Below are 26,480 nucleotides of genomic sequence, written 5' to 3'. Positions count from 1 at the left end.
CAGGAAAGCAGTACCCCTAATGTCCATTTAGAAAATAGAAGGAAGGAGTACAATAGCCTGATTTTTTATTCCTTTTGTCATTTTTCACCATTATACGGCTCGTCGCTGACTATGTAAAGCAATTTTTGGAAAAGTAGTTGTTTCTTCACAAATTTTCCCTTCTCCCCTGCAACCTTGTCATCAGGTAAAGACAGACGGTTGTATTGTAAAATAGTACACCACATCCTATAAAAAGACGCGAGGAAAAGCACTTATGAAAAAACTGCAGCAAGTCGGCCTGCTGACCTTTCTGCTCAGCGCCGCTCCCTTCTCTTTTGCCCAGTCTGCTTCGCAAATTCAGGTAGCCGTGAACGGCGAGTACGTCACGTTTCCTGACGCCCAGCCATACGTGGACACAAGCTCCCGGCGCACCATGGTTCCCGCCCGGTTTGTCGCAGAAAAGCTCGGTCTTGCCATGCAGTGGAACCCGCAGACAAGCCAGGTGACGCTGCAAAAAGCGCCGAACACGATTCAGTTGACCATCGGCCATGACTACGCACTGGTCAACGGGAAAAAGGTCCACTTCGACGCTCCGGCCGTGCTCCGCAGCAACCGCACGATGGTGCCGCTGCGCTTTATCAGCGAGCTGTTTGACGCCCGCGTCGAGTGGCTGGCCGAGCGCCATCTGGTCGCGATCACCACGTCCGGCCATGCGGGTGCAGTCCCTCCGGCATCTGTGCCGTCTGCTCCCGACAGTGCCTGGCAGCATCGGCGCAGCACGTGGCTTTGGGATGCCAGTCTGTTGTATACCCAGCAAGAGCAAATTATCCGGTTTGCCAGCGAGCATCAACTGAGCGCGATTTACCTGCAAATCAACCGGGACATCCCGCCGACTGTCTACCAAGCGTTCATCCGCAAGGCGCAGGAGAAGCAAATCGCCGTAGAAGCGCTGGAAGGCCGTCCTCAATGGGCTTTTCCCGCAAACCATGACAATCTCAAGTCGTTTCTCAACTGGGTCCGCACTTACAACGCCTCGGTCGCCGCACACGAGCGGTTCACCGGGCTGCATTTTGACATTGAGCCGTATATTTTGCCGGAATGGAAGTCAAACCGCGACCAAATCGTGCAAAGCTGGATGGATACTGTTCGCCTGATTGAAAAAGAAAGGCGGGAGAGCGGGCTTAGACTTTCGCTAGACATCCCGTTTTGGCTCCATCAGGTCAAAGTCCCAGGCACAGATTACAGCCTGAGCGCCTGGATGCTGGAAAAGGCAGATGCCGTCGTCATCATGGACTACCGCAATGCCGCGCTTGGCAACGACGGGATTGTCGCCAACGCCCAACCGATTTTGCGGGAAGCAGCCACGTTGAAAAAGAAAGTGATCGTTGCCGTAGAGACGGCTCCCAGTGCGGAAGGGCCGCACACGAGCTTTCACGCGCTGCCGCTCCAGTCGCTGAAAACGGAGCTGCAGTTGGCGCAGGAACATCTCGGACAGTATGCGAGCTTTGCCGGCTTTGCGATTCACGACTACAACCATTGGGTCAGGCTAAAGCAGGGCGGCTCCTGATTGCCCCGTCTTCTCAAGGGCCGCTCCCTGGACACTTTGCCCGCTTTCATTTGAATAGTCGACGTGCTCCTGTTCGAAAATCGCCGGGCTCTCCAGCGCGCAGGCTGCTGCCAAACGAGATGAGGTCCATCCTGTATTCACCATGCAGACAAGCCCGAAAAATCATCCTGCGCAAACGGCTGTCCCTCCGTGTCGTTGGAATCCGGATAGCTGGAAGGCATGCTGCACTTTTAGTTTAAAATAATTTTTATTTGATATTGATTTTAAATAAGATTCGTGGTAGTTTGATACCAGAACATACTACTCGCCAAACAGAAAGAGGAGATACATAATGAGCGCACGCATTGGACTTCCCGCACCAGACTTTACGATGGACACCGTAACTTTTGACCACGGATTCCCCGTATCGAAAAGCTTGGCAGATTACCGCGGCAAATGGCTTCTGTTGTTCTTCTATCCGTTTGATTTCTCCAAAGTTTGCCCAACCGAGATTCTCAGCCTGAATCGGCGCATCGATGAGTTTGCCAAGCTGAACGTCGAGGTGCTTGGCGTGAGCGGCGACAGCATTCATACCCATAAAGCCTGGATGAAAGCGAGTGACGGCATCGGCCCGCTGTCCTTCCCGCTCGCTTCCGACTACAGCAAGGAAGCGACGATCAGCTATGGCGTGCTGGACGAAGCGACCAAAGCGCCTCTGCGGGCCAGCTTCATCATTGACCCGGAGGGCATCCTGCAGTATTCGGTCGTCTCCAACTCCAAAGTTGGCAGAAGCGTAGATGAAACTTTGCGCGTCATCGAAGCCCTGCAATCCGGCGGGCTGTGCCCGATGGACTGGAAGCCCGGACAACAAACGATTTCCTAATCCCTTCACCCCCACGAAAAAACCTTGGCCACCTCAAGCAGATGTGTGTTCCTCCATCCGCTCCGGCCAAGGTTTTTTCAAAGCAAGCGAGGGCAGCTTGCCAGAATCGTTTTTGAAACGTTTCCTCCACAGCACTCGTCAAAAAGAATGTAACGATCAATCTTCTTGTTGGGGTGAATGTGATGAACGCAAGACGTACATTCATGGTTCTGTCTGCTCTCGGCGTTTTGGCGCTGTCAATGGCGAATCCGGCTTTTGCCGCGACTGCTTCCTTTACCGACTTGAACCAGGTAACAACCAAAGATAAAATCATCTCCCTGCAGCAAAGAGGGTATTTGCACGGTGTAAATGACAAGCAATTCCAACCCGACGCTACCGTGACCGCTGCCCAAGGAATCCAGATGATCGTCAATGCGCTTTCCCTGAACATCGACCACATCCGCTTTATCCAGCCTCCAAAGGCTACGCACTACTATGCAAAGGCAGACAATGACGCCTGGTACGCTCCGGCGTTGATTATCGCCGCACACAACGGGCTGGAACTGCCAGCCGATTTTGACCCGAACCAGGCGTGGTCGCGCGAACAGTTTCTGTACCATCTCGTCACGGCCATCGAGCAGCATGAACAACTCCCCATGATTAACCTCGCTCCCGTTGCCATCAAGGACGGAGATGCGCTCACTCCGGGTTATCAGGGTGCGATCCAGCGTGCATTGCATTTTGGCATCGTCAAGCTGGATGCCAATGGGAACCTGCATCCGAAAGCCGCCATTACCCGCGAGGAAGCCGCTGAGTTTATTTACAATGCCATTGAATATTTGCAAGCCCATCCGGCCCCTGCGTCAGAGGGCGTTCAGCCGTAATTTTCGGATCGGGTGGGTGACGAACAATCGGGCAGGAGGCTACCATTCGTTTGGTAGCTGACCTTCCGCACCACCACTGCCGTTCCTTCGTTCACACAGTGGCTTTTCTATCATCCATCCTAATCGGAAAAGAACCGCAGCCGCGGCCTTTCATGGGGGCTGTCTCCAAAAGTCGCTATTTCGACTTGGAGACGCCCCTTTTGTCTGTCAGAAACGTTGAGTGCTATTGACGTTCACGCTGGACTTCAGCATCCGTTTTCCCAGGAATATTCCTGTACGGCAGATAGTCTAAAAATCGCTTGACCGCGAGTGATGAAGATTCTTTATTTTTCATGGCAAGGCCGATCCTGCGGTATGCAGGTACCTCAAGCTCTTTTGCTACAATTTGGTAGGGGATGCGCTTCAAAATGAGCTCTGGCAAAATACTGATTCCTAATCCATTTTCCACCATCGACATGATGGCATAGTCATCCCATGTCGTAAACTGTACTTTTGGTGTAACACCATATTGCTCAAATATTTCCGAAATCTCCGCTTTCGCCCCTTTTTCCAGGAGCATGAACGGGTCCTCGCTCAACGCTTTGACAGGAAAGCGTTCGCAATCGGCTCGTGGATGATCTTTCGGCAAGATCACCAGCAGCCTATCTTGATCCAGAAAAACCGTCTCCAGCTTGGGGTGTGTGGGGAGCCTAAGAAATCCGCAATCCACGCGCCCTTCTAAAATCCAGTTTTCAATCTCCGTGTAATCCCCAAGCAAAAGCTCGTAGTCAACATTGGGATAATCTTTTTGAAATGCTTTGATGATATTCGGAAGCCAATGAGTCGCTACACTTGAAAATGTGCCAATCCGAATGAACCCCGATTGCAGCCCGTGCAATTCTTCAATTTGTGTCTGCAATTTTTGATATTCGCTACAAACACTTTTTGCGTACGGAAGTATTTTAAGACCTTCTGAAGTCAGGCGTACGCCAGATCGTCCGCGCTCCAACAGAGAAATCTTCCATTCTACCTCCAAATCGTTAATCATACGGCTAATGCCCGACTGTGAGTAATTTAATGCTTCCGCCGCCTTTGTAAAGCTGCCATACTCTACGGTTTTGACTAATGCCAGGTATTTCTGGATATTCATGTCCATGCGTATATCCCTTTCTTTTTCATCCGGTTTTGTCATCTTTCTTATGATAAACATTCGAATCTGTAATGTTAAAAAGAATGATACACTGAAGCCCAATGAAAAACAATTTGGTCACTCCATCATAAGAAAGCAGGGATATTGCGTGAAAGAAAAACTGTATTTTGTCTTGTCGATGATTATCTTTGGCGCAGTTGGCGTGTTTGCAAAATATATAGACATGTCGTCCAGTACCATCGCGTTGTTCTTGAGTTTGATCGGCGCACTGTTTCTGAGTGTCGTCTTTGTTTGGACGAAACAGAAAATACAATGGGGGAAGTTGCAGAAAAATGCCGTCGCTCTCCTCATTGCAAGCGTTGCTTTGAGCGGAAACTGGATATTTCTGTTTCAGGCATACAAGGAAACAACGATAGCCAACGCGGCACTGAGCTATTATTTTGCGCCTGTTCTCGTTATTATGCTCTCGCCATTCGTTTTGAAAGAAAAGCTGTCAGTTAAAAAGGCGGTATGTGTCGTCGTTGCTTTGCTCGGCTTGTTCTTTATTTTGCAAAACGGCAGCAGGATGGACACTATCGGACATCATCTGCTTGGCATCGGCTACGGACTGGTTGCAGCCGGTTTCTATGCTGTTTTGACATTGGTCAACAAGTTTATCCGGGAACTGGATGGGCTGGAAAATACGCTTCTGCAGCTCGGCATGTCGGTTGTGATGCTGTTCCCATTTGTACTCTTTACCGATGGCTTCCATCCTTTCTCTTCGATCACCGGAAACACGGTTTTGTTGCTTCTCACTTTGGGGATCGTTCATGGCGGGGTTGGCTTTTACCTGTTCTTTGCCGGAATGAAAGGGATAAAAGGCCAGAGCATCGCTGTGTTGAGCTATATCGATCCCTTGACTTCACTGTTTATTTCGGCTTTGGTTTTAGGGGAGGAGATGACTGTGTATCAGTTGGTCGGCGCTGTCATGTTGTTGGGTTCTATATGGATCGGGGGGGCTGAAGGGGAGAAAAGGCGGAGGGAAGAGGCCTAGGGGATGGGTTTCAAGCTCCGGCAGGATAGGTTTGGCTTGGGTTGGTAAGGATTTTGTGCAAGTTTTTTTGGAGCAAGGCTAGTGTGAGTAAGGTTCTATTGGAACGGGAAAGCGGTTCAGTTTCAATAAAGCTGTAAATATAGTTATGTAACGTTAGCTTCGTTCTGCTCCTCACGCTTCATGAGCCGGGCATGCTTTCCATTTGAAATAGGAAAAGGCTTACTCCTTCTCTTGTTCGAGGTGGGATAAGCCTTTGATTGTTTAGGCAATTTTCATCAGCGTCAGCTTTTTATGGCTGGTCAGGGTAATCCCGACGTGATCGTCCAGCGTTATCTTCAACGGTTCCTTGCATCCGCTCACAATCGAAAGGACGGTAGGGGAAAGCTCCAGCTCGCTTCCGTGCTCCGTGCCGAAATACCGGATGTTCGGGTTAGCTGTCTTCGCACAACTGTCCCCGTTTTTGCGGACGCAGCCAAGCACCACCGCCCGCTTTCCTGTGGCATCGGGGAAATACAGGCTAGCGTTCGTATGATTTTGAACATGCCAAAAAAGCTCATCCCCTACTTATGAACCAAAGTAGGAATGAGCTTTTGAAAGTTAATCACGTGTTTCATTTGTTCGTTCTATTGTGCGATGTTGTTAGTTTACACAAAATATTTTACAGACTCTAGCCCCCCCTTACGAAATTACCCCAGATGTCCTCTATATTGTTCAATATTCTGCAAGACTTTCTTAATATCTTCCGCTTCTAACTCATCCTTTAATGGTATTGATGTAATATCACTAATCAAGATGTTTAATTCATCTTTTATATCATCTCTAATGTAGCCTTTGTCGAGACAAAGAAGGGCAATCGTCAGATAGATTACTAACTTTTCAACTTTACTGTTGACAATGCCACGGTGATATTCAACAAGCAATTTCTCCGTTACCTGAGATAATGATAACCCCTCGTCTAAAAATTCTTCAAAATCTTCGACAATATATTGTTCAAGTTCCTTATAACTGCTTAACATTTACTACTATACACCTCTCTAATTTTTAAATTCACCCGAATAGACATTCAATTCGATATTGGGATACTCTAGCCGGAATTTTAATATAATATCAGAACAGCTTCTACAAGCAGGTAACTCCGTAAATAAATCAATTGTACCTTTAACTTGCTTGTTATTCCCTAATTGATTTGCTATATCTTCAAGAATTTTTCGTTCTGTATCATTATCCCTAGGAAAAGCTCCCTCACCGTTAATTTCACCTTTTTGATTTACTGACTTTGCAGGGAATCGTCCCTCAGCTGGTACTATCGAAAATCCCTCAGCATTTTCCTTATGGATTCTACTGTGTGCTTTAAACTCTGTTTTAAGTCCGGGAATTTTCACATCTGCAACAGCAACATTACCGTATTTCTTATATTTATTTGGTAAGGTATCACGGATAGTCTGCGTTCTTTTTTGAAACATCTCGACTTTTTGAGCGTATGTGAAATTACCCGTCCCCTCAATCTTCGAACTCGCCCCTCGCTTCAGCGCCTCCTTAACCCGCTCAGCACCTTTCGCCAACCAGGACGTCCCTACGGAAAAAGCTCCTCCCAGCGCGGCCCCAACCGCAAACGACTCCAGCGCTTGGCCTCCATCCGGCGTCCGCCCGTCCCACAGTTCCCGCAGCGAATAATCAATATATCCCGAGGTTCCCCCCATAAACATGACCGAGCCAAGCCCTACGGTCGTTTGTCCTCCTGTCAGCGGCACAACCGCTCCTCCGCCGATCCCTGCAACGGGGCCGAAAATCGCTCCGCATACCGCGCCGATCACGGCCCCTTGGGCAGCGCTTTTGATATACGCGGACGGACTGCTCGCCTCCCCGTTGATGAGATCGGACGAGGCGGTCATGACTACGCCGCCTATTGCTCCCAAAGCTGCCCCCACTGCCGCCGCTCCAATCACCGCACCCGCACCAAACGTCGCTACCGTCAATGCCACGGCCCCGACAATCGCCACGGCTCCTAACACACAAAGAGCCAGCTTTCCCCAATCAAACGGCGGTTCCGGGGGTGGGGGCGTTCCTTGCTTCGGCTCGTCGTCAAACGCGGGAAACGTCGTCCGGTCCCGTCCTTCCACGTGAACAGCAGTTCCCAGAAAGTGATACTCGCTCTCCAACGAAAAGCCGCTTGGCGCACTCGTTTTCTTGGCGAGAATCTGGCTTTGCGCCTGAATGACGACTCGTTTTGGCGTATAGAGCGAGATTTCTTCCTTCGCGTTCAGCGTCAGCTTTTTATGGCTGGTCAGGGTAATCCCGACGTGATCGTCCAGCGTTATCTTCAACGGTTCCTTGCATCCGCTCACAATCGAAAGGACGGTAGGGGAAAGCTCCAGCTCGCTTCCGTGCTCCGTGCCGAAATACCGGATGTTCGGGTTAGCTGTCTTCGCACAACTGTCCCCGTTTTTGCGGACGCAGCCAAGCACCACCGCCCGCTTTCCTGTGGCATCGGGGAAGTACAGACTGACATTCGTATGATTTGGAGCATGCAAAAAAAGCTCATCCCCCTACTCAAGGATCAAAATAGGAATGAGCTTTAAAAGTTTATCAAGTTTTGGAATTATTTGGTGTTTGGTTTGTTGGTTGTATTGTACGGTCTTAATTCTTAAAATGTAAACTCAAAAATAGTTAGTGGTGTTTAATTCTCTCCCTTACTCAGCATCATCATCCCAAATTGCATCAAATTCTTCATCAGTCATTCCGTTACTTCCTTTTGAATGAGGACAGTAGTAATGTCCATTAGGATCTATAATGTATTCAACTTCTGCCTTTTCATCTGAAATAATTATAGTATACTCATCATCCGCTTCATACACAGTAGGAACTATACTAACTAAAACGAGCCAAGCTACTCCTTTAACGCCATCAAACCCACTGTATGCTTTAATTGTTCTGTCCTGTGTAAAATCAATAGTTCCTGATAGTTTGTATTTCTCTTTATAATCTTGAGCTATTTTAAGTACCTGGTCAGTTGATAATTTAGTTATCATTAGTTCCCCTCTCATTCTTCAAAACCTTTCCAATCTTTTGGTGGCCAGTTTCCATACCTTAATTTATAAATATATCTTTGAGAAAATAATATTTCTGCATCAGAAAATTTATCTTTGTTTCTCATAATCTCATTATAAACATACTCCTCTCTTTCAATTATTGATTGCTTCAAATAATTTTCTTTCCCTATCTGTCTCCACTGTTTCGCATGATAGGACTCATGTAATGCGCTTAAATATGTTGGTTCTCGTCTAAGGACAATTTCCCCTGTCTCAGGGTTAAAACCTGCCGCAGCGTTACTTGGTAAAATTTTATCCTTTTTATCAATAACAACATTTATATTATTTGCAGACATCTCTCTTTTAAATCTTTTTAATTCACGTACACTCATAAGTCTTTGTCCGTTTGATGCTTTTCTGATCTTACCACTTACTGGCATATCTTCCCAAGATTTGAAATCAAATTGTTTAGCTTGCTCCGTCCCCTCAATCTTCGAACTCGCCCCTCGCTTCAGCGCCTCCTTAACCCGCTCAGCACCTTTCGCCAACCAGGACGTCCCTACGGAAAAAGCTCCTCCCAGCGCGGCCCCAACCGCAAACGATTCCAGCGCCTGACCTCCATCCGGCGTCCGCCCGTCCCACAGTTCCCGCAGCGAATAATCAATATATCCCGAGGTTCCCCCCATAAACATGACCGAGCCAAGCCCTACGGTCGTTTGTCTGCCTGTCAGCGGCACAACCGCTCCTCCGCCGATCCCTGCAACGGGGCCGAAAATCGCTCCGCATACCGCGCCGATCACGGCCCCTTGGGCGGCGCTTTTGATATACGCGGACGGACTGCTCGCCTCCCCGTTGATGAGATCGTTCGAGGCGGTCATGACCACGCCGCCTATCGCTCCCAAAGCTGCCCCCACTGCCGCCGCTCCAATCACCGCACCCGCACCAAACGTCTCTACCGTCAATGCCACGGCCCCGACAATCGCCACGGCTCCTAACATACAAAGAGCCAGCTTTCCCCAATCAAACGGCGGTTCCGGGGGTGGGGGCGTTCCTTGCTTCGGCTCGTCGTCAAACGCGGGAAACGTCGTCCGGTCCCGTCCTTCCACGTGAACGGCTGTCCCCAGGAAGTGATACTCGCTCTCCAACGAAAAGCCGCTTGGCGCACTCGTTTTCTTGGCGAGAATCTGACTTTGTGCCTGGATGACAACCCGCTTTGGCGTGTAGAGCGAAATCTCTTCCTTCGCATTCAGAATCAGCTTTTTATGGCTGGTCAGCGTAATCCCCACGTGATCGTCCAGCGTTATCTTCAACGGTTCCTTGCATCCGCTCACAATCGAAAGGACGGTAGGCGCAAGCTCCAGTTCGCTTCCGTGCTCCGTGCCGAAATACCGGATGTTCGGGTTAGCTGTCTTCGCACAACTGTCCCCGTTTTTGCGGACACAGCCAAGCACCACCGCCCGCTTTTCTGTCGCATCAGGGAAATACAGACTGGCGTTTGTGCCCACCTGCGGCATACAGTACATCACATTGCCTGTAGGCGGGGCAAACGGAAACCAATACGCGGTTTCCTTGGGCTGCTGCTCATCTATCTCCAGATGAAGCTTGACCTGCTCGCCCTTGACCGCAAGCACCTTGCCTTCCAGCGAGACGCCGGAGAGCTTCGTGTTGTGGATCGGCTCCTGCCGTATGCCGTCTATCCGGGACAAACGATACGTATAAACAAACAGCCCCCGCTCCATCCGGGCCCTCACTTCGCTGACGACCATCCGCTTGTTGCGGAACCAGATTTCATCTCCGATCGTATACCGCTCGCCGGACTCGATTTCGTAGGTGAAAAAATCGGTATCGTGCAAGCCGGCTGCATCGCCGCCTGCTTTTTGGTACGCCAGCAAGTCCTTGCTCGCCGTATACGCGACATCGTCCGGCAACGTGTAGCTTTTCCCTTGCGGCAATCCAAACCAAAACCGCGGTGTTGCCTCCATAATATCACTGACGAGAACACCGTGAAAATGACTGGCCAGCCGCCTGAGCAGCTCCCAATCCGTCTCGTCGTATTGGATGATCGGTTCACCGATCTGGACGCCTTCCCCAATGCTATGTTCACGTTGTAGCCGGGATACGTCTTGATGATTTCCTGTACCAGCTTAGGATAGGTCATGTCTGCCTGCTGAAAGGAGCGGCGTTTTTTCGTTACATCAAGCTGGAAGCTTCCGGAATGCCCTTCCAGTTCAATCGCGTAAACGCCTTGCCGATGCGCGATCTGAACAGAGGTCACGACTCCCTTGAAAATCGTCGTTTCGCTTTCACCATCCCAGTCATACAAGCGGATTTCATCGTCGGAGGCGGCTTGCAGCACGGCGTTTACCGTTTCGCTGTCGTCCACGATGCCCCGCAGGTAGAGTCGGGCGTGCTCGTTCGGTTTCCACTCCATTTGGACGTCTTCGATTCGTTTGATCCGGTACGGCGCTGTTACCCGGATCCGTTCATAGCCTGTCATCCCTCATTTGCCTCCGTCTGGATCTAGTGGCTTCCCCTAACTGGTCCGGCGTAAATGTTTAGGGGAAAGCGCTCGCCTTTCTTTAGTCATTCAAATACGCCAGTCTTTTCACCCATGTGCCCTATGGTCGGTAACGCCTTCATCCCATTCCATAAATACCTTATAAAGGTATTTGTAGGATAAAAATTCCAAACCTTTCTTTGTATTTATCAGAACTTTCCCCCATCAACTTCACCTATATTTTGAAAACGACATGAAAAGCCTCCAAAAAGAGCACTTTCGCTAACGTTTACTGCCAAACAAAAAGAGGCGTCTCGAAGTCAAAAAATCAACTTTTGAGACACCCCCGCTGAGTTTGCTTGCATAAAGGCACGTTACCACGTATCTACAAAATCCAGAGTAGCGTTTTCAATGCCGAAACTCCCTTCCAATCAACCATTCCCCCCTTGTCCGAATACCAGCGCAGAAAGCGCTTTTTCCCCGCCTCTTCCAGCCATGCCCGCCTGCAGAAAACCATTCCAGTTATTATAAAATCGTTGCGATTTTTGCCACGTTTTATAGCCCGTTTGAGTCATCCGAAAATAAAAAGGGACTGCTATCCTGAATGTAGCTGGCAGCCCTTCCCTCCCAAAAGTTCGAGAGCTCTCATTACAAAGGGGGAATCTACTCTGACTCGCACAAGAAAAAACCAGATCGCGTTCCGCCTGCTGCTGGCATCCTCGTTGGCGCTTGCAGTCGTTCTGCCAACCGCCTTTGCAGCGCAAGCCGAAGAGTCGACTGGCTCCCTGCAAGCACTGATCGACCAAGCCGCACCAGGCGACACTGTCACGATACCGGAAGGCAAGTACGAAGGTCCCATCCGCATCACGAAGCCGCTCAAGCTGCTGGCACAAGGAAAGGTCAGGCTGACCAATCCGAGTGAGGAAGCTGCCCTGACAATCGCCGCAGACGACGTGACCCTGCAAGGCATCACGGTGCTGGACAGCAGAATCAACAGCGAAGATGCCTCCATTATCATAAACGGCAATCGCAACCTGCTGGAAAAAGTCACTGTGGAAACGATGGGAACCGGGATTCAGTTGCGAGGCGCGAATGCCAATACGCTGCGCAACGTTTCGGTCATCGGCAAGGTAAAGGACAGGGGCAGTACAAGTGCCGGCCACGACCATAGCGCGCATTTGTCCAAAAGCGCAAGCAAGCCGAAGGCAACAGTCCAGGCGCAAAAAGGAAACGGCATCGACCTGTACGACTCGCACGACAACCATCTGATTGACAATCTGGTCACAAACGTCTTTGACGGGATTTACCTGGAGAAAAGCACGGGGAACGAGCTCACGCAAAACCGGGTGGAAAAATCGCGCTACGGCTACCACCTGATGGGCACCACGCAAACCTCCCTGAAAAACAATACAGGCAGTGAAAACGTAACAGGTGCCATGCTGATGGAAACAGCCAATGCCACCGTTGTCGGAAACCGTTTTTTGAAACAGCAGCAAAACCCGAACTCCCAAGGCATCCTGCTCTACGACGTGAAAAACTCACTGCTGGCCGACAACCGTATCGAAGGAAACCGCGTCGGGCTATACCTGGAGCGCTCCAGCGGAATTACGGTCACAGGCAACCGCCTTTCGCTCAACTTCGTCGGCATGCAGTTGACCGCCTCCACCGGAAATACGTGGACGAACAACCAGTTCATCTCCAATGTCATTGCCGCCCAGGCCCAGGACAGCGCGACAGACAACCTGAACGGCAACTACTGGGACAATCTGCTCGGCCTGGATGTGGACGGCGATCTTAAAAGCGATCTGCCGTATGAAATGAATCCTTTTTACCTCGGCCTGACAGACGCGATTCCCGCTTATCAGCTGTTTTTCCAATCGCCGGGCTTCGTGTTTCTGGAAAATCTGTTTACGAGCGGCACAGGCAGCCCGATTCGGGACGAAACCCCACTGATGCCGACCGCCGCTGTTGTCTCTGCCGAATCCCAGACAAACAGCAACTGGGGCGCAGCCATCCTTGGCCTGATCCTTTTGGCAGGAAGCTGCACATTCATTTACGTAGGAGTGAAAAAATCATGATGAAATTGCAAAAATGGCTGACTACACTCGGAGCAATTGCAGGCATCAGTCTGCTCATCGTCGGTTGCGGCAAGGAAGAAGCACAGCCAGTCGAGATCGCGGAAGGCGTGGACAAATGCGACATTTGCCACATGCACGTCCCGAACGATCACAACGCAACCGAAATCATTTTGAAGGACGGCAAAGCGCTGAAATTCGACGACATCGGCTGCCTGCACGAATGGACAGAACAGCACGGTACCGATGAAGTCGCCGCGCAGTACGTCCGCGACTACTACACGGCGGAGTGGACAAAAGCCGAGCAGGCGACATTCGCCTATGACAAGGAATTCAAAACCCCGATGAGCTACGGCATCTACTCGTTCAAAGACAAGGCACAAGCTGAAAACTTCGTCGCGGAGCAAAAGAAAGGCGTCATCATGGATGCGGAAGGCCTGAAGACGCATACGTGGGAGCGCAGCATGAGCAAGCATATGAAAAAGGACGGGCATTCCTCGGAAGGACATTCTGAGGGCGAACATCAATCGGGCAGCATGGAAAGCACCCCTGCTCACGGCAACAGCACGACGACAACGACACACCACGAATAGAGGAAGTGGAGAGCCTTGCACATCAATCTGATCGCCAAACGGGAAGTAAAAGTAGGCTTCCGCAATCCGTGGTCCTACTCCTTCATGGCGCTGTTCTCCCTGTTCAGCCTGGGGCTTCTCATCATCCAGTCGCAATCCTACATGGAGGGCTACACGTATACGACAGGCACGATGCTCAATCTCATCCTGTACCTGCTGCCGCTGATGACCATGCTGCTCTCCTCTTTTTCCCTCACCGCAGAAAAAGAGGAAGGAAACTGGCAACTCCTCTCTACCTACGCGATGACAACCTCGTCGTTTCTCGTAGGCAAATACGTGGGACAGGCGCTGGTGCTGATCGCCATTGTCAGCTTCGGCTACGGCATCTCTGGCGTGGCTGGACTGCTGCTCGGAAAAAGCTTTGCCGTTTCTACCCTGCTGTTTTTGCTTGTCTTTTCCATCTGTCTCATCCTGCTGTTTTTGGGGATCGCGATGGTGATCGGCGCGTTGTGCCGCAACCGCTGGCAAGCTTTGACGATGGGCGTCAGCATCTGGTTTTTCTACATTTTGGCCTGGCCGACGCTTTTGATTTCCGTTCTCAGCTTCGTGCCTTATACGTGGATCAAGCCTTTGTTGCAGATTGTTACCTTTTTCAACCCGGCTGAATTTGTGCGGATTTACTCTGTGACCAGGCTGGGCGGCGGTGCGATCTTCGGCCCCGAATACTACAAGTGGATTTACTGGATGGACTCTGCGCTCGGCGACGTGTGCTTCGTCGCGCTCTGTCTGCTCTGGGTTGGCGCGACCTTGTGGATCGCTACCTGGGCATGGGAAAGGAGGTAACACAATGCAAACGTTCGGACTTACGGTCGATCAGGTAAGCAAAACGATCAACGACAAAACGATTGTCCACCCGTTCAGCCTGCGCATCGAGCCTGGCGAGGTCGTCGCCCTGTGCGGCGGAAACGGTGCGGGCAAAAGCACCATCTTGCGCATGCTGGTCGGCATCCTCCGTCCCACGACTGGCACGATCCGGCTCAATGGCCTGAGTTGGGAGGAACAGCGCGTCGAATACTTGCAGCAGATCGGTTATATGCCTGACCACTTCTCTTTCAGCGCTGGCCTGACTGCCCGCGAAACGCTGGAGTTTTACGCCGCCCTGCGCAACCGCACCGCCAAGGACGCCGACAAAATGCTGAAAGCAGTCGGCCTGCACGATGTCCGTAACAAGCGCGTGTCGCACTTTTCCAAAGGTATGCAGCAGCGGTTGCTATTCGCCCAGGCGATCCTCGCGAATCCCGCACTCGTCGTCCTGGACGAACCGACAAACGGCCTCGACCCTTACTGGATGGACGCCTTCGTCGACCTGGTGCGTGAACTGCGGTTGGCGGGACAATCCGTCATCTTCTCGACGCACCAGCTCCAGGTCGCTGATGCCGTGGCGGACCGGGCAATTTTTCTCATGAACGGGCAAATCGTCCGCGACGACAAGATTGAAGCATATCAGGAGCAGTACGGCACAACCGGATTGTACGGCGCGTTTGCTGAGCTGGTATCGCGCGCGCATGCGTAAATGAACCGTAAATCGCAGAAAGGGGCTGTCTCAAACTACCATGGCCTGACAGCCACCACATTGAATGAAAATGTACTTGGCCTGTGAACCTGCTGATTTCATAATAAAATTAGCAGGTCACAGGCCGATACTTTTTTGGTGGCAATAACCCCGAGTCTCAAACCGGCCGACTGCACCTACGAGCACCGCCGATTGTTACCATGAGTACGTGTATAAAAATACTTTGCTTCGGGTGCATGGCCTGCATCATTTTCTACAAAGGAAGTGATGGGAATGGATGCAATATTAGAACGATGTGCTGGACTCGATGTACACCAAGAGACGGTGGTAGCATGTGTTATGTATGGTCCTTTGGACAGAAAACCGAAACAAGAAACCAAGACTTTTTCTACCACTACCAAAGGACTCCTTGAACTTCACGATTGGCTCCATCAATACGAATGTACGCACATTGCAATGGAAAGCACAGGAGTATACTGGAAACCGGTATGGAACGTTCTTGAAGGGAGCTTTACATTGGTACTCGCCAACGCTAAGAGAATCAAGAATGTTCCAGGTCGAAAAACGGATGTAAAAGATGCAGCTTGGATTGCTCAATTACTCCGCTGTGGGCTGATCACTCCCAGCTTTGTTCCGCCCGAAAATATTCGAGATTTACGCGATTACACTCGTTATCGGAGAAAGCTGCTCGGTGATGCTACGGCGGAAAAAAACAGAATCCACAAGATTTTGCAGGATGCCAACATCAAGCTGACAACATATGTGAGTGATGTATTCGGTGTATCCGGAAGAGCCTTACTCGAATCGATTGTGAACGGTGAGGTGCTAAGTCCAGACCAAGTAAAAGATCTAGTCAAAACATCACTGAAAAGAAAAGTTCCGCAACTTATAGAGGCTTTGAATGGTCGAGTTCGAGCTCATCATCGAAAAATAATCGGGATGCACCTCGATCACTTGAGGTATCTCGAAGAACAAATTAGGGAAATCGAAAAAGAAATCGACAGGCTCCTCAGTCCTCATTTGGACATTGTTGAACAACTCATCACCGTTCCGGGGATTCAAAAGGATGCGGCGGCGGTCATCCTAGCAGAAATCGGATACGATATGTCTTGTTTTCCATCGGATGCCCATCTCTCATCATGGGGAGGTTTAAGTCCAGGGAACAACGAAAGTGCGGGCAAGAAAAAAAGCTCCCGAACCACGAAGGGAAACAGGAGCTTGAAAGCCGTACTTTGCCAGGCAGCTTGGGCCGCGAGTAAATCGAAAGGCACTCGGCTCGCTTCGTTTTTTTATCGCATCCAGAAACGAAGAGGCCAGAAAAAAGCTACGATGGCCACGGCTCACCTCATATTACGTATTATATATCACATGTTGAAAAATAACATAACGTATCAAGAGTTTGGATGGGATTACTTACAAGATCAGGATCGAGTTGTTGATTATTGGATCAAGAGAATTGAATCACAAGGGTTCAAGGTAATGATTGAACCAACTGAGGTCGTGTAAGTAAATACCATATTTTGGATATATCTAGCAACCAACTGTAGTCCGTCCCTTTTTTTGCTTTTTAGGGGGGGCATTTTCGTATAAAAAGTCGATATTTCGACTTCGAGATGCCCCTTTTGTCTGTGAGAAACGTTGATACCGCAATGCTTCTGATTATGAAAGCGTTAGCGAAATCACCCTTTTTGTCCAGTCGCTTTTCGCATCAAACATCAATAACCGATAAGAGTTGTGCATAGTCCTCATGAGAATACGTACTCTTATCTCCGTAATGTTTACGTTCTGCCTCCAAAAGTCTCTCTTGGGGATTATGCGCAGTAGCAGCCCAATCCCTGATATACTTCCTCACTCGATCAGAAAATTGCAGTCCTCGTGTCTTATGTATCTTCCACGCTCGGACAACATTGACTTCCGGTGTTGGATTTTTCCATACAACTTCATCATCTAGCAAAATATCCAGTACTCTATTATCTATCGCTTCCAAAAAATACGTACAGTCAAGGCTCTGCCGCTGCAAATGGAAGCTAAGGGCATCAAAATTAAAAAAGACGCCTTTTGATATATTTTCAAAGCATGGGGCTAGCAAGCGTTCGCGAAAAGCCCAGTTCGTTTGTATTCCCCATATATCAAATTCCATTCCATCTACTTTAAGCTTATAGCCCCCAAAACGATTTTGTTTGTAAGACAAGCCTGAAAAAGCTGCTGTAAAATCGGTATGTGAGCTATCGACAATAATATCGTAATCGCGTGGAGTTCTGCACTCAGCCAAGTCCCGCACCGCGCCACCAATAAAAATTAAATCGCCATAGGCACTAAGGTCATTTAGCAAGCGGTCTACTTTTGGGCTGACTGTTCTTAGCTGTTCAATCCTTTTTAGGATGACATGTGTCTGCTTATCGTCATCTTGAGCACATTTCCATGCCCCGCCCATAGATAGCCCCCCTTACAATTTAATGCCCGACAGCTTTTGATACAATTCTAGCGCATAAGTATCCGTCATGCCACAAACCGGTACTTTTCCACGCTAATCCCCAAAGAACGGCCAATGGTAGCTACCTCATGAGAGTGGGTCAGGCGTGTACGCACAAAATCATTGTTGTCAAAGGGAAAAACCTGTGCCTTATCTTGCAGCCTGCGAACAGCCGAACTGATTACCAATCGGGTAAAGTCGTCATCAAAGTCATTACGCAAATCGTATTCGTTATCCTTGGTTCGATCTTTCACCTGTCTGTCTCGCAAACGAACTCCACTCAACAACTGGTTCCATTGCATACGTGTATTTTCCATTTCCTAACCCCCCTTTTTCCATTTTACTACATCTAAGTACCATTCCGGAAATTCTGACACTTCACCCAAACAAACAACAGTACGTTTAGCCGACATAGCAAAAAAGCTGCCGATAAAATCGACAGCCAAAATTTTAATGCTCCCCCACCTCAAATCGCCTTTGCTTCCATATAAAAAACAGATAAAAACTTTTTCACACTGATCCGGCACTTCGTCGTTTTCTCGCCGGCCTCCAGCTCTTGCATTCGCTGGCGAATTTCCTGAAAATCGAACAGACGCGGAGCAAAGTGCTCGAAGGTCGGGTTGGCGTAATCGGTCAGCCCGAGCGAGGACAAATGCGTAAACGCTTGCAGCACCATGCGGCGAATGCGCTGCTCCATCGCTCGCACCTCTTTGGTCAGCGCCTGTTCGTCGAGGGTGCCATGCAGTTTGGTCAAAATTTGCGTGTACAGCTCCTTCAACTGCAAATCGCGCAGCCTGTCCACGCCCCGCTCGTTCTCGGCAAGCCAACCCATGATGGCCAAAAGATCGTGCGCTCCCGCTTCGCTGGCGATGCCAAGCTGGAGCAGCAGCTGTCTCGCTTTTTGCGAGAGGTTATCTTCGTCCAGGGATGGGTTTTTCAGCCCGCTCGTCGGCTGCTCTCTTCCTTTCACATCCAAAATTTGCAGCGACTTGCGGATGGATTGCAGCGAGGCTTCCAGTGTCAGGTAATCGGCTACCCTCCTGAGCACAGAAATGACCTCCAGGCGGTTGATCGGCTTTTGGATAAACGTATCAATCCCCTGCAAATAAGCCTCCCCGATCATCTCCTTGTTTTCCACCTGGGAAACCATGATGAATCGGCCCGTGAATCCTTCCGCTTGCAGCTTTTTGATCGTCTGGATGCCGTCCAGCCCCGGCATGAGCAAGTCGATCAGCACGACGTCCACCCCGTACAGCTGGTCGATGGAGACACGGTTGCCATCGCTGGCCTGACCCACGATCTCACCCAGACCGCTGTCTGCAATGATACGCTCCAGCATGCGGCGCACGACGGCATCATCTTCAATCAAAAAGAACCGTATCATCAGCTATACTCCCTCCCCTCTCAGCAGTTGATCTGTCGGAATCCGCACTTCGAAGTGCGTCCACAGCCCTCTGTCGTGCAAAATTTGCAGTTGTCCCTGCAAGCTCTGCACGATGCCTCTCGCATGTGTCAAGCCGATGCCAGTGGACGCGTTTCCTTTCTCATCATACTTGGTCGTATAGCCCGGTTCAAACACCCATTCCCGTTCCTCCTGCGAAATCCCCGGTCCGCTGTCCAGCACGGAAAAGACAATGTAGCGCCCGTCCAACTGGACATTCAATACAATTTTACCCGATTCGTCAATCGCTTCTACCGCATTGGCCACCACATTGTTCAGCACAGACAATAGCGCGTAAATCTGATTTGTCGACAAGCTGGCATAACAGTGCCAGGTAAACTGAATCTGTTTTCCGAGCATCTCTGCATACTTCCGGTTGGCTCGCATCACCAGATCGCACAGCTCGCTGATCGGCAGTTGGGCAGCGAGTCCTTCCTGGTTAATCAGCTTGGAGATGCCTGCGAGGATGCGCTGCGAATCTTTTTTCACCTCGTGCACATTTTCGGCAATCGCCAGCGCCGCCGGGGATTCCGCAGGATGCGAGGTCAAAAGCCGCCTGTACAGCCGATAGCTCTCACGCGTAATGTCTTCCAGTTGCGTCATCGACTTGCGCAGGTAGAACGCCTCTTCGTACAGTTCTGTGTTAATCATCCGCAGCCGCTCCAGCTCCTGCTGTCGCACCTCCCCGACCGCGCGAATTTGCCGAATCGAGACGCTGTTGTACAACCCGACGGCAAAAAAGCTGCGCAACACCCCGAAGAACAGGAGCATGAAAAAGCTCTGCCACGCAAGCGGCGAAAAGTCGGTAACATACTCGCGCACCCGCAACTCAACCAGGTTGGACAAAAAGTCGACAGACGCGCCGATCAGCCCCAGCTTCAGCGGAAACTCCAGGTAGTCTCGGGCCCGCAGCACCCGGAACAAAATCGCGAAGCTGAAGTAGTAAAAGGCGGACGGCAGGTGGACTGACACACTCTCCAGGAGCGGCCGATATGCCATCAGCAAATCCAGCCCGACGCGAAAGATGAGAATGAATGTCCCGGTCAAAAAGCCGGTCAAGATCACAGGGACAGACGAAAACCAGAGCAGGCCGAAAAAGAAAGCGGCAATCCCCAGCGAGAAACGAAACGATCCCCCGAACGGGTTGACCTTCATCTCTCCGAAAAAGGCGGTTGCCAGCATAATAATCATGAGGACCAGCAGGCGCTCGCGCATAAATGCCCCCTTTCGTACATAAAAAGATCTCCCATTCTTATTTTACAAAGAACCGGAGATCGAAAAAAGTTGCCGTTCCATCAGGCGTGTTTGTTTTCAAGGCGTTTGGAAACAATTGACAAACCGTAGTTGACCACAAAGTACATGACCGCTACCAGCAGGAAGATCGGGATCACGTAGTTGACGTTTCGCCCATTGATGATTTGCGCGTGGTTCATCAGCTCCGGCAGCGCGATCACGACTGCAAGCGAGGTGTCCTTCAAAAGCGAGATAAACTGGCTGACAATTGGCGGAACCATCCGTCTGAGCGCCTGCGGCAGCACGATGTGCCACAGCGTCTGCACGTAGGTCAGACCAGAAGAACGCGCAGCCTCAATCTGCCCTTTTTCCACTGATTTCAAACCGCTGCGCACGATTTCCGACAGCATGGCAGCCTCAAAGATGACCAGCGCCAGCACAGCTGCGTAAAACTTGTCCAGCTTGATGCCGACCTCCGGCAAGGCAAAGTACGTAAAGAAAATAATCAACAAGAGCGGCAAGTTACGAATCAGCTCGACGGCGGTCGCCAGCACCTGGGAGACGACGGGAATTTTCGCGTAGCGCAGAACCCCTACGACGATGGCAATGGCAAAGCTGAACACAATCGATAAAAAGGCAACCTGCAAGGTAATCCAGAAACCTTCTAGCAGGAAGGTCAAATGACTGGGCGCGTATGCTCCGATAAAGTCCATGATGTCCCCTCCCCTTAGCGGCTTCCAGCCAAGCGTCGCTCCAGGTGGCCTACGAGCAAGCTCAACGGAAGTGTCAGAATCAGATAAAAGCATGCGACAAAAATGTAAACGTCAAACGTCACAAACGTCTCGGCGGAAATCAGGTCGCCGAAATACATCAGGTCAAGACCGGCAATGACACCGAGCACCGAGGAGTTTTTCACCAGGTTGATAAACTGGTTGCCCATCGGCGGGATTACGACCTTGATCGCTTGCGGCAAAATGATGTAGCGCATCGCCTGGTTGTAGGTCAGACCCGAGGAGCGTGCTGCTTCCATCTGTCCTTTTGGAATCGCTTGAATCCCGGCACGAATCGTCTCCGCGATAAAAGCAGCCGTATAGACGGTCAGCCCGAGCGTCCCTGCGACAAATGGCGAAAGGACAATCCCGAGTGCCGGCAATCCGACGAAAAACAGGAAGACGACGAGAATCAGCGGGATGTTGCGCACAAACTCAACGTAAGCGGTACCGATCCAGTTGAGCGGGCGAATCGGTGAAATCCGAAAAATCGCGAAAATCGTCCCTAAGGCAAAGCTTCCGACAAGAGCGAGCAAGCTGGCTTGCACGGTGTTCCAGAAGCCTTCGAGAAACATGTCCCCGTGCTCAAACAAGATAGAAAAATCGATCATCTCTGTTGCGATCCCCCTAGTCGTAAGAAAATAAGGGAATGAGCGGCAGAGTGAACCGCTCATCCGTCATGGAGTCGAACCGCTTAATTTTTTGGTTTTTCCCCGATCCATTTTTCATAAATCTTGTCGTACTCACCGTTTTCTTTCATTTCTTTCAGCAAGTCGTTCACCACTTTTACAAACTCAGCGTCGCCTTTGTTGATCGCGATGCCGTATGGCTCTTCGGTGAAGGTTTCTTCGGTTACGCGGAAGTTTGGATCTTGTTTCGCCATACCGTACAGCAGAGCGTTATCGGTCGTCAGCGCGTCACCTTGGCCAGCTTTCAGCGCGGTGAAGGCTTCTGCGTAGTTTTCAAACTCCAGCACTTCTGCTTCCGGTGCGCTCTCGCGAATGTTTTTCGCGGAAGTCGAGCCTTTTGCGGTCAGCACTTTCATGCCTTTTTGCAAGTCTTTTACGCTGTTGATCGGGCTGTCCTTTTTCACCAGCAAGGACTGTCCTGCCATGAAGTACACATCGGAGAAGTCTACTTCTTTTTTGCGTTCCTCGGTGATGGTCATTGTCGCGATAATCGCATCAATCTCACCGTTTTTCAGCATCGGGATACGCGTTTTGGAGGTAACTTCCTTCAATTCGATTTTGTTCTCGTCACCGAGCACTTTTTTCGCAATCGCTTTGGCGATGTCGATGTCGAAGCCTTCTACGTTGCCTGTCGTCGGATCTTTCAGTCCGAACAGGTTCAGGTCGTACTTCACACCCACGACAAACTTGTCTCTTTCTTTGATTTTTGCCAATGTTCCGGCACCAGCGCTCGCACCAGTTGCAGAGCCTTCCGCGCCTCCTTCGGTTTTGCTCCCGCCACAGCCTGCCAGTGCGGTTGCGCTAAGCATCAATACAAGACCCATACCTGCAATTTTTTTCCACAAGCTTTTTTTCATCTGAATTACCCCTCTTCTCTTTTTATTTGTATGTTTAGTGATTCAAAATGCGGCTCAGGAACAGGCGTGCGCGCTCTTCACGCGGATTTTCGAAAAATTCCTTCGGCGTAGCCTCTTCGAGAATCCGGCCCTGGTCCATGAACACGATCCGGTCCGCCACTTCGCGGGCAAAGCCCATTTCGTGAGTGACCACGACCATCGTCATGCCTTCCTTCGCCAGCTTTTTCATAACATCCAATACTTCCCCGATTGTCTCGGGATCGAGCGCTGAGGTCGGTTCGTCAAACAGCATGATTTTCGGCTTCATGGCTAGTCCACGCGCAATCGCTACACGCTGCTGCTGACCGCCTGAGAGTTGGGTCGGAAACTTGTCCACCTTATCCGGAATCCCTACTTTTTCCAGGTAGTAAAGCGCCGTTTCCTCTGCTTCTTTCTGCGATACGCCCAGCACCTTGATCGGCGCCAGCGTAATGTTTTCCAGCACCGTTTTGTGCGGATACAGATTGAAATGCTGGAACACCATGCCGATGTTGCGGCGCAACTTGTTGATGTCGGTGTTTTTGTCGTTTACTTTTACCCCGTCCACCAGCAGTTCACCGCTTGTAACCGTTTCCAATCTGTTGATGCAACGAACCATCGTACTTTTACCCGACCCGGACGGGCCAATGACGACGACTACTTCTCCCTGGTTGATATGCAGGTCGATGTTTTTCAGGACGTGAAAGTTCCCGTAATGTTTGTTTACTTGATGAAAACTAATCAACCAGATCCCCCCTTGCTCTCTGTCTTAGTTGAATAGTAAGGACGAACTACCCGAATCTACTGAAAAATACAAAGTATATTATTTTTCTTTATAATTTTCTAATAATAAAGTCATCGTTTCCGCTTTTTGTCGTGGAAGAAAAACAAAAAACCCAGCCGCTTCCTGCCTGTTTGGCACAGAAAACGACCGGGTTAACTTTGCTGTCTATTGCTCTTTTTTCAATCGCGCATCCAGAACGAAGTTGCCAAATGGCAAGAGCGACGCGACAAACGCGCCAATCACCTTGAGAACAGACCATTTGTCTTTCAAGGTCACATGCGCCAGCGCCAAAATGTAGAGGACAAAAAACAACCCGTGCAGCGATCCGACGATCTTTACAGCCTCGGGAAAATTGAAATAGTACTTCAATGGCATGGCAATCAGGAGCAATACCAGATACGAAATTCCTTCGATAATGCCAATGACGCGAAAACGTCCGAGTGCGGTATTCATCATGTGCAGATACCATCCTTGCCCGTAATTATCACCATTATAAACGAAAAACTATCAAAATGATGGGATTTGCCCATTGTTCATAATAAATTCAAAACTAGCGGCCCCACGCTTCTTCGCGGATGCGCTCCATCCAGCACACTTCTGCGTGCAGATGCTCGATGGCCCCGAGCCGAAAGGTCCCTCGCTCCCCAGTCTCTTCTGCTTACCCGCGTTCAGGATTGGGTTGAGGTGCGTTTTTCGCCTTGGCGAACACTCTCTCGTTGCCCATCAGCGCAATACAGGCGACGGCGAGAATGGCAGGCACGAGTGCCCACATGAACGTCTGCGCAATCGAGGAGGCGAGAATATCCGTGATCGTCTCCAGCACTGGAGCCGGGATCGCCGCCCGCGCTTCCGGTGTCAAAATCGCTCGCGGGTCCGTGATCGCCTCGACAGCCCCTTGTCCCGAAAAAGCCGACGCCATGCCGTTTTCAAACTGGTTGCGCTGCAAAATGCCAAAAACGGTAATTCCCAGCGTCATGCCGAGCGAGCGGGCAAACGAGTTGGTCGAGCTGGCCGAGCCTCTCTGCCGCATGTCAAAGCCGTGCACCGCCGACATTCCCAACACGGAAAAAGAAAATCCGACACCAAAGCCTGTCAAAATCATGTACACTGTTACAGTGGAACGGGCCATTTCAGGCGACAATGTACCGAGCAGGAAGATCCCCGGTACGAAAAAGACAGCGGACAACAGCATGATGCTGCGAAAGCTCATCTTCGTCGTGAGAAATCCGCCCAGTTGGCTGCCGACCACAGAAGCGAGCATCATCGGTGTCAAGAGCAGCCCGGAATTGGTTGCAGACCCGCCGTACACCCCCTGGATGAAGATCGGCAAATAGACAGTCGTAATGATAAAAGCGGCGCCGTACAAGAGTGCGACCGCATTGGTCGTCGCAAACAGCCTCTGCCTGAACATCGCAAACGAAATAATCGGTTCGGACGCTCTCTTTTCCACCAACAAAAAAACAATGAACAGCAGCAAAAAGGCCGTGAACAGTCCCAGGATCTGTACGGAATCCCAGGCGTACTGGTTGCCGCCAAGCTCCAGGGCAAACATCAGGCTGACGACCGCTCCGACAAGCGTAATCGCTCCCCACCAGTCGATGCTCTGTTTGCGATGCTCCAGCGACTCGCGGTAGTACACGCTGATAAACCAGAGCGACAAAGCCCCGATCGGCACGTTGATGTAAAAAATCCAGTGCCAGCTGACATACTCCGTTATGTACGCGCCTAGCAGCGGCCCGAACACGCTGGACGTACCGAAAACCGCCCCGAACAGCCCTGTCATTTTCCCGCGTTTTTCCGGCGGAAACACATCAAAAATGATCGTAAAGGCAATCGGCATCAACGCGCCGCCGCCGATCCCCTGAATCGCGCGATAAATGCTCAGCTCGACAATACTGTTCGCCGTCCCGCACAAAATGGAACCTACCAAAAAAACGATCAGACCAAAAATGTAAAACCGCTTGCGCCCGTACATGTCGGACAGCTTGCCGAAAATCGGCATCCCGGCCATCGTCGCGACCATGTAGGCAGACGTCACCCAGACAAACTTGTCCATGCCGCCCAGCTCGCCCACAATCGTTCCCATCGCGGTCGCCACGATTGTGTTGTCCATGGACGCCATCAAAAGACCAAGCATGAGCGCTGCGACGACAAAGTTCACGTTGCTTTCCCTGGCAATCATTGCCGGTCCCCTCCCTTATCCGTCAAATCAAACGAACCTCGTTTATTATGTGCAATTTTGACCATATGTCTATGTAGTTCCTCCCCTCTCTTTTCCCTGCTCAAAAAAGCACCTTCTCCGGGAAAAGAGAAGGTGCAGCAACATCGACTCAGTTTGTTTTCAACACATCGTGATCGACATAACGCTCGCCATTCAGCTCACTGATGACGTTGATCGCGACTTTGGCCCCGTCACCAGCAGTAATGATCGTATGTACGCTCACGCCTGCACACGTGCCTGCCGCCCAAATGCCTTCTATGTTCGTTTTTCCTTGTGCGTCAACATCTACCACCGTCTTGATGCGCGGCTCCGTTCCGTCCTTCGTTTTGACGCCAATCTCTTCCGCAAGCGCCACTACCGCGCCTGTCGCCAGGATGACGTGCTTCGCTTCAAACGAGCCTTTTTCCGCTGTCTCGACAACCAGTCCCTGCTCGGTTTTTTTCACGTTGATTACCTGGTCTTCCACCAGCTCTGCCCCGAATTTGGCAGCCTGCTTTTTCCCTGTCTCGATCAGGTCAGGGCCTGAGATTTCCATGATGCCATAGTGGTTTTCCATCCACGCGCGTTTGGTCATGCTCTTGTCATTGTCAATCAGCAATGTCTTTTTCCCTGCCTTCGCGGCAAACAGTGCTGCACTTCCACCCGCTGGACCTGCTCCAACAATCACAATATCAAACAAAGAAATCTCCCCTTTCCAAAATACGTTACACAACTTTATTATATACTTTGTTTTAAAAAAGAAAAGGGTCTGACTGCAAGTAAACATATAAAAAAGCGCGAGACAAGCAACCAATTGCTTGACTCACGCCTTTTTG

Annotated in this window: 27 protein-coding genes; 9 read left to right on the top strand and 18 right to left on the bottom strand. The window is 50.5% G+C overall.

Annotated elements, in window-relative coordinates:
- Window positions 1-253: 253 nt before the first annotated feature.
- The 3 genes from AAFJ72_RS05315 (at window position 254) to AAFJ72_RS05305 (ending at window position 3,271) form a co-directional block, all read left to right on the top strand.
- Entirely contained in the window at window positions 254-1,546 is a 1,293-nt protein-coding gene (locus AAFJ72_RS05315) for a copper amine oxidase N-terminal domain-containing protein (protein ID WP_432776326.1), read from the top strand.
- A 331-nt stretch (window positions 1,547-1,877) separates the two neighbouring features.
- A complete protein-coding gene (locus AAFJ72_RS05310; protein WP_432776325.1) occupies window positions 1,878-2,408 on the top strand; it encodes a peroxiredoxin in 531 nt (176 codons plus the stop codon).
- A gap of 182 nt (window positions 2,409-2,590) precedes the next feature.
- On the top strand, window positions 2,591-3,271 hold the full coding sequence (locus AAFJ72_RS05305) for an S-layer homology domain-containing protein (protein WP_432776324.1): 681 nt from the start codon (window positions 2,591-2,593) through the stop codon (window positions 3,269-3,271).
- A gap of 223 nt (window positions 3,272-3,494) precedes the next feature.
- Here the strand turns inward: AAFJ72_RS05305 and AAFJ72_RS05300 are convergent, their stop codons facing one another.
- The gene (locus AAFJ72_RS05300; RefSeq protein ID WP_432777151.1) at window positions 3,495-4,400 is read right to left on the bottom strand and encodes a LysR family transcriptional regulator; all 906 of its coding nucleotides are present in this window, start codon (window positions 4,398-4,400) and stop codon (window positions 3,495-3,497) included.
- Window positions 4,401-4,548: 148 nt separating this feature from the next.
- On the opposite strand from AAFJ72_RS05300, the gene AAFJ72_RS05295 reads away from it, so the two are divergent.
- A complete protein-coding gene (locus AAFJ72_RS05295) occupies window positions 4,549-5,433 on the top strand; it encodes a DMT family transporter (RefSeq protein WP_432776322.1) in 885 nt (294 codons plus the stop codon).
- Window positions 5,434-5,694: 261 nt separating this feature from the next.
- Here AAFJ72_RS05295 and AAFJ72_RS05290 read toward each other — a convergent pair whose 3' ends face one another.
- The 6 genes from AAFJ72_RS05290 to AAFJ72_RS05265 form a co-directional block, all read right to left on the bottom strand.
- Window positions 5,695-5,913 (bottom strand): hypothetical protein, encoded by a 219-nt coding sequence (locus tag AAFJ72_RS05290; RefSeq protein ID WP_432776321.1) that lies wholly within the window; start codon window positions 5,911-5,913, stop codon window positions 5,695-5,697.
- 206 nt (window positions 5,914-6,119) lie between these two features.
- Window positions 6,120-6,449: a hypothetical protein gene (locus AAFJ72_RS05285; protein ID WP_432776320.1), complete on the bottom strand. Its 330-nt coding sequence runs from the start codon at window positions 6,447-6,449 to the stop codon at window positions 6,120-6,122.
- An 18-nt stretch (window positions 6,450-6,467) separates the two neighbouring features.
- Window positions 6,468-7,757, bottom strand: coding sequence for a deaminase domain-containing protein (locus AAFJ72_RS05280; RefSeq protein ID WP_432776319.1), 1,290 nt, complete (start codon window positions 7,755-7,757; stop codon window positions 6,468-6,470).
- A gap of 366 nt (window positions 7,758-8,123) precedes the next feature.
- Complete coding sequence (locus AAFJ72_RS05275) at window positions 8,124-8,462, bottom strand: hypothetical protein (protein WP_432776318.1); 339 nt, start codon at window positions 8,460-8,462, stop codon at window positions 8,124-8,126.
- Between the two features lie 11 nt (window positions 8,463-8,473).
- Complete coding sequence (locus AAFJ72_RS05270; protein WP_432777150.1) at window positions 8,474-8,902, bottom strand: zincin-like metallopeptidase toxin domain-containing protein; 429 nt, start codon at window positions 8,900-8,902, stop codon at window positions 8,474-8,476.
- 1,307 nt (window positions 8,903-10,209) lie between these two features.
- Entirely contained in the window at window positions 10,210-10,959 is a 750-nt protein-coding gene (locus tag AAFJ72_RS05265; RefSeq protein WP_432776317.1) for a hypothetical protein, read from the bottom strand.
- Between the two features lie 722 nt (window positions 10,960-11,681).
- On the opposite strand from AAFJ72_RS05265, the gene AAFJ72_RS05260 reads away from it, so the two are divergent.
- The 5 genes from AAFJ72_RS05260 (at window position 11,682) to AAFJ72_RS05240 (ending at window position 16,685) form a co-directional block, all read left to right on the top strand.
- Window positions 11,682-13,037 carry a right-handed parallel beta-helix repeat-containing protein gene (locus AAFJ72_RS05260; RefSeq protein ID WP_432776316.1) on the top strand — a complete coding sequence of 452 codons (1,356 nt, stop codon included), beginning with the start codon at window positions 11,682-11,684 and terminating at the stop codon, window positions 13,035-13,037.
- Entirely contained in the window at window positions 13,034-13,627 is a 594-nt protein-coding gene (locus tag AAFJ72_RS05255; protein WP_432776315.1) for a nitrous oxide reductase accessory protein NosL, read from the top strand. The genes AAFJ72_RS05260 and AAFJ72_RS05255 overlap by 4 nt, the downstream gene beginning before the upstream one ends.
- A gap of 15 nt (window positions 13,628-13,642) precedes the next feature.
- The gene (locus AAFJ72_RS05250) at window positions 13,643-14,449 is read left to right on the top strand and encodes an ABC transporter permease (protein WP_432776314.1); all 807 of its coding nucleotides are present in this window, start codon (window positions 13,643-13,645) and stop codon (window positions 14,447-14,449) included.
- A gap of 4 nt (window positions 14,450-14,453) precedes the next feature.
- The gene (locus AAFJ72_RS05245) at window positions 14,454-15,179 is read left to right on the top strand and encodes an ABC transporter ATP-binding protein (protein ID WP_432776313.1); all 726 of its coding nucleotides are present in this window, start codon (window positions 14,454-14,456) and stop codon (window positions 15,177-15,179) included.
- Window positions 15,180-15,452: 273 nt separating this feature from the next.
- The gene (locus AAFJ72_RS05240) at window positions 15,453-16,685 is read left to right on the top strand and encodes an IS110 family transposase (protein ID WP_005833250.1); all 1,233 of its coding nucleotides are present in this window, start codon (window positions 15,453-15,455) and stop codon (window positions 16,683-16,685) included.
- A gap of 202 nt (window positions 16,686-16,887) precedes the next feature.
- Here the strand turns inward: AAFJ72_RS05240 and AAFJ72_RS05235 are convergent, their stop codons facing one another.
- From AAFJ72_RS05235 to AAFJ72_RS05185, 11 genes are all read right to left on the bottom strand, one after another.
- Window positions 16,888-17,613, bottom strand: coding sequence for a hypothetical protein (locus tag AAFJ72_RS05235; protein ID WP_432776312.1), 726 nt, complete (start codon window positions 17,611-17,613; stop codon window positions 16,888-16,890).
- A 65-nt stretch (window positions 17,614-17,678) separates the two neighbouring features.
- The gene (locus AAFJ72_RS05230; protein WP_432776311.1) at window positions 17,679-17,969 is read right to left on the bottom strand and encodes a hypothetical protein; all 291 of its coding nucleotides are present in this window, start codon (window positions 17,967-17,969) and stop codon (window positions 17,679-17,681) included.
- 149 nt (window positions 17,970-18,118) lie between these two features.
- Window positions 18,119-19,036, bottom strand: a complete 918-nt coding sequence (locus AAFJ72_RS05225; protein ID WP_432776310.1) for a response regulator — start codon at window positions 19,034-19,036, stop codon at window positions 18,119-18,121.
- 3 nt (window positions 19,037-19,039) lie between these two features.
- Window positions 19,040-20,308, bottom strand: a complete 1,269-nt coding sequence (locus AAFJ72_RS05220; protein WP_432776309.1) for a sensor histidine kinase — start codon at window positions 20,306-20,308, stop codon at window positions 19,040-19,042.
- Window positions 20,309-20,388: 80 nt separating this feature from the next.
- Window positions 20,389-21,039 (bottom strand): amino acid ABC transporter permease, encoded by a 651-nt coding sequence (locus AAFJ72_RS05215; RefSeq protein ID WP_122904356.1) that lies wholly within the window; start codon window positions 21,037-21,039, stop codon window positions 20,389-20,391.
- Window positions 21,040-21,053: 14 nt separating this feature from the next.
- Window positions 21,054-21,707, bottom strand: a complete 654-nt coding sequence (locus AAFJ72_RS05210; RefSeq protein WP_122904357.1) for an amino acid ABC transporter permease — start codon at window positions 21,705-21,707, stop codon at window positions 21,054-21,056.
- A gap of 83 nt (window positions 21,708-21,790) precedes the next feature.
- Entirely contained in the window at window positions 21,791-22,642 is an 852-nt protein-coding gene (locus AAFJ72_RS05205) for a transporter substrate-binding domain-containing protein (RefSeq protein WP_432776308.1), read from the bottom strand.
- A gap of 34 nt (window positions 22,643-22,676) precedes the next feature.
- Window positions 22,677-23,405, bottom strand: coding sequence for an amino acid ABC transporter ATP-binding protein (locus AAFJ72_RS05200; protein ID WP_432776307.1), 729 nt, complete (start codon window positions 23,403-23,405; stop codon window positions 22,677-22,679).
- A gap of 204 nt (window positions 23,406-23,609) precedes the next feature.
- Entirely contained in the window at window positions 23,610-23,900 is a 291-nt protein-coding gene (locus AAFJ72_RS05195; RefSeq protein WP_122904360.1) for a DUF3817 domain-containing protein, read from the bottom strand.
- A 202-nt stretch (window positions 23,901-24,102) separates the two neighbouring features.
- Window positions 24,103-25,626 carry an MDR family MFS transporter gene (locus AAFJ72_RS05190; RefSeq protein ID WP_432776306.1) on the bottom strand — a complete coding sequence of 508 codons (1,524 nt, stop codon included), beginning with the start codon at window positions 25,624-25,626 and terminating at the stop codon, window positions 24,103-24,105.
- A gap of 148 nt (window positions 25,627-25,774) precedes the next feature.
- Window positions 25,775-26,344, bottom strand: coding sequence for an FAD-dependent oxidoreductase (locus AAFJ72_RS05185; RefSeq protein WP_122904362.1), 570 nt, complete (start codon window positions 26,342-26,344; stop codon window positions 25,775-25,777).
- Window positions 26,345-26,480 lie beyond the last annotated feature (136 nt).

The organism is Brevibacillus gelatini (genome assembly GCF_050920745.1).
GTDB lineage: Bacteria > Bacillota > Bacilli > Brevibacillales > Brevibacillaceae > Brevibacillus > Brevibacillus gelatini.
The sequence above is the reverse complement of the archived record's forward strand: the minus strand, read 5'-3'. Positions and strand labels throughout refer to the sequence as shown.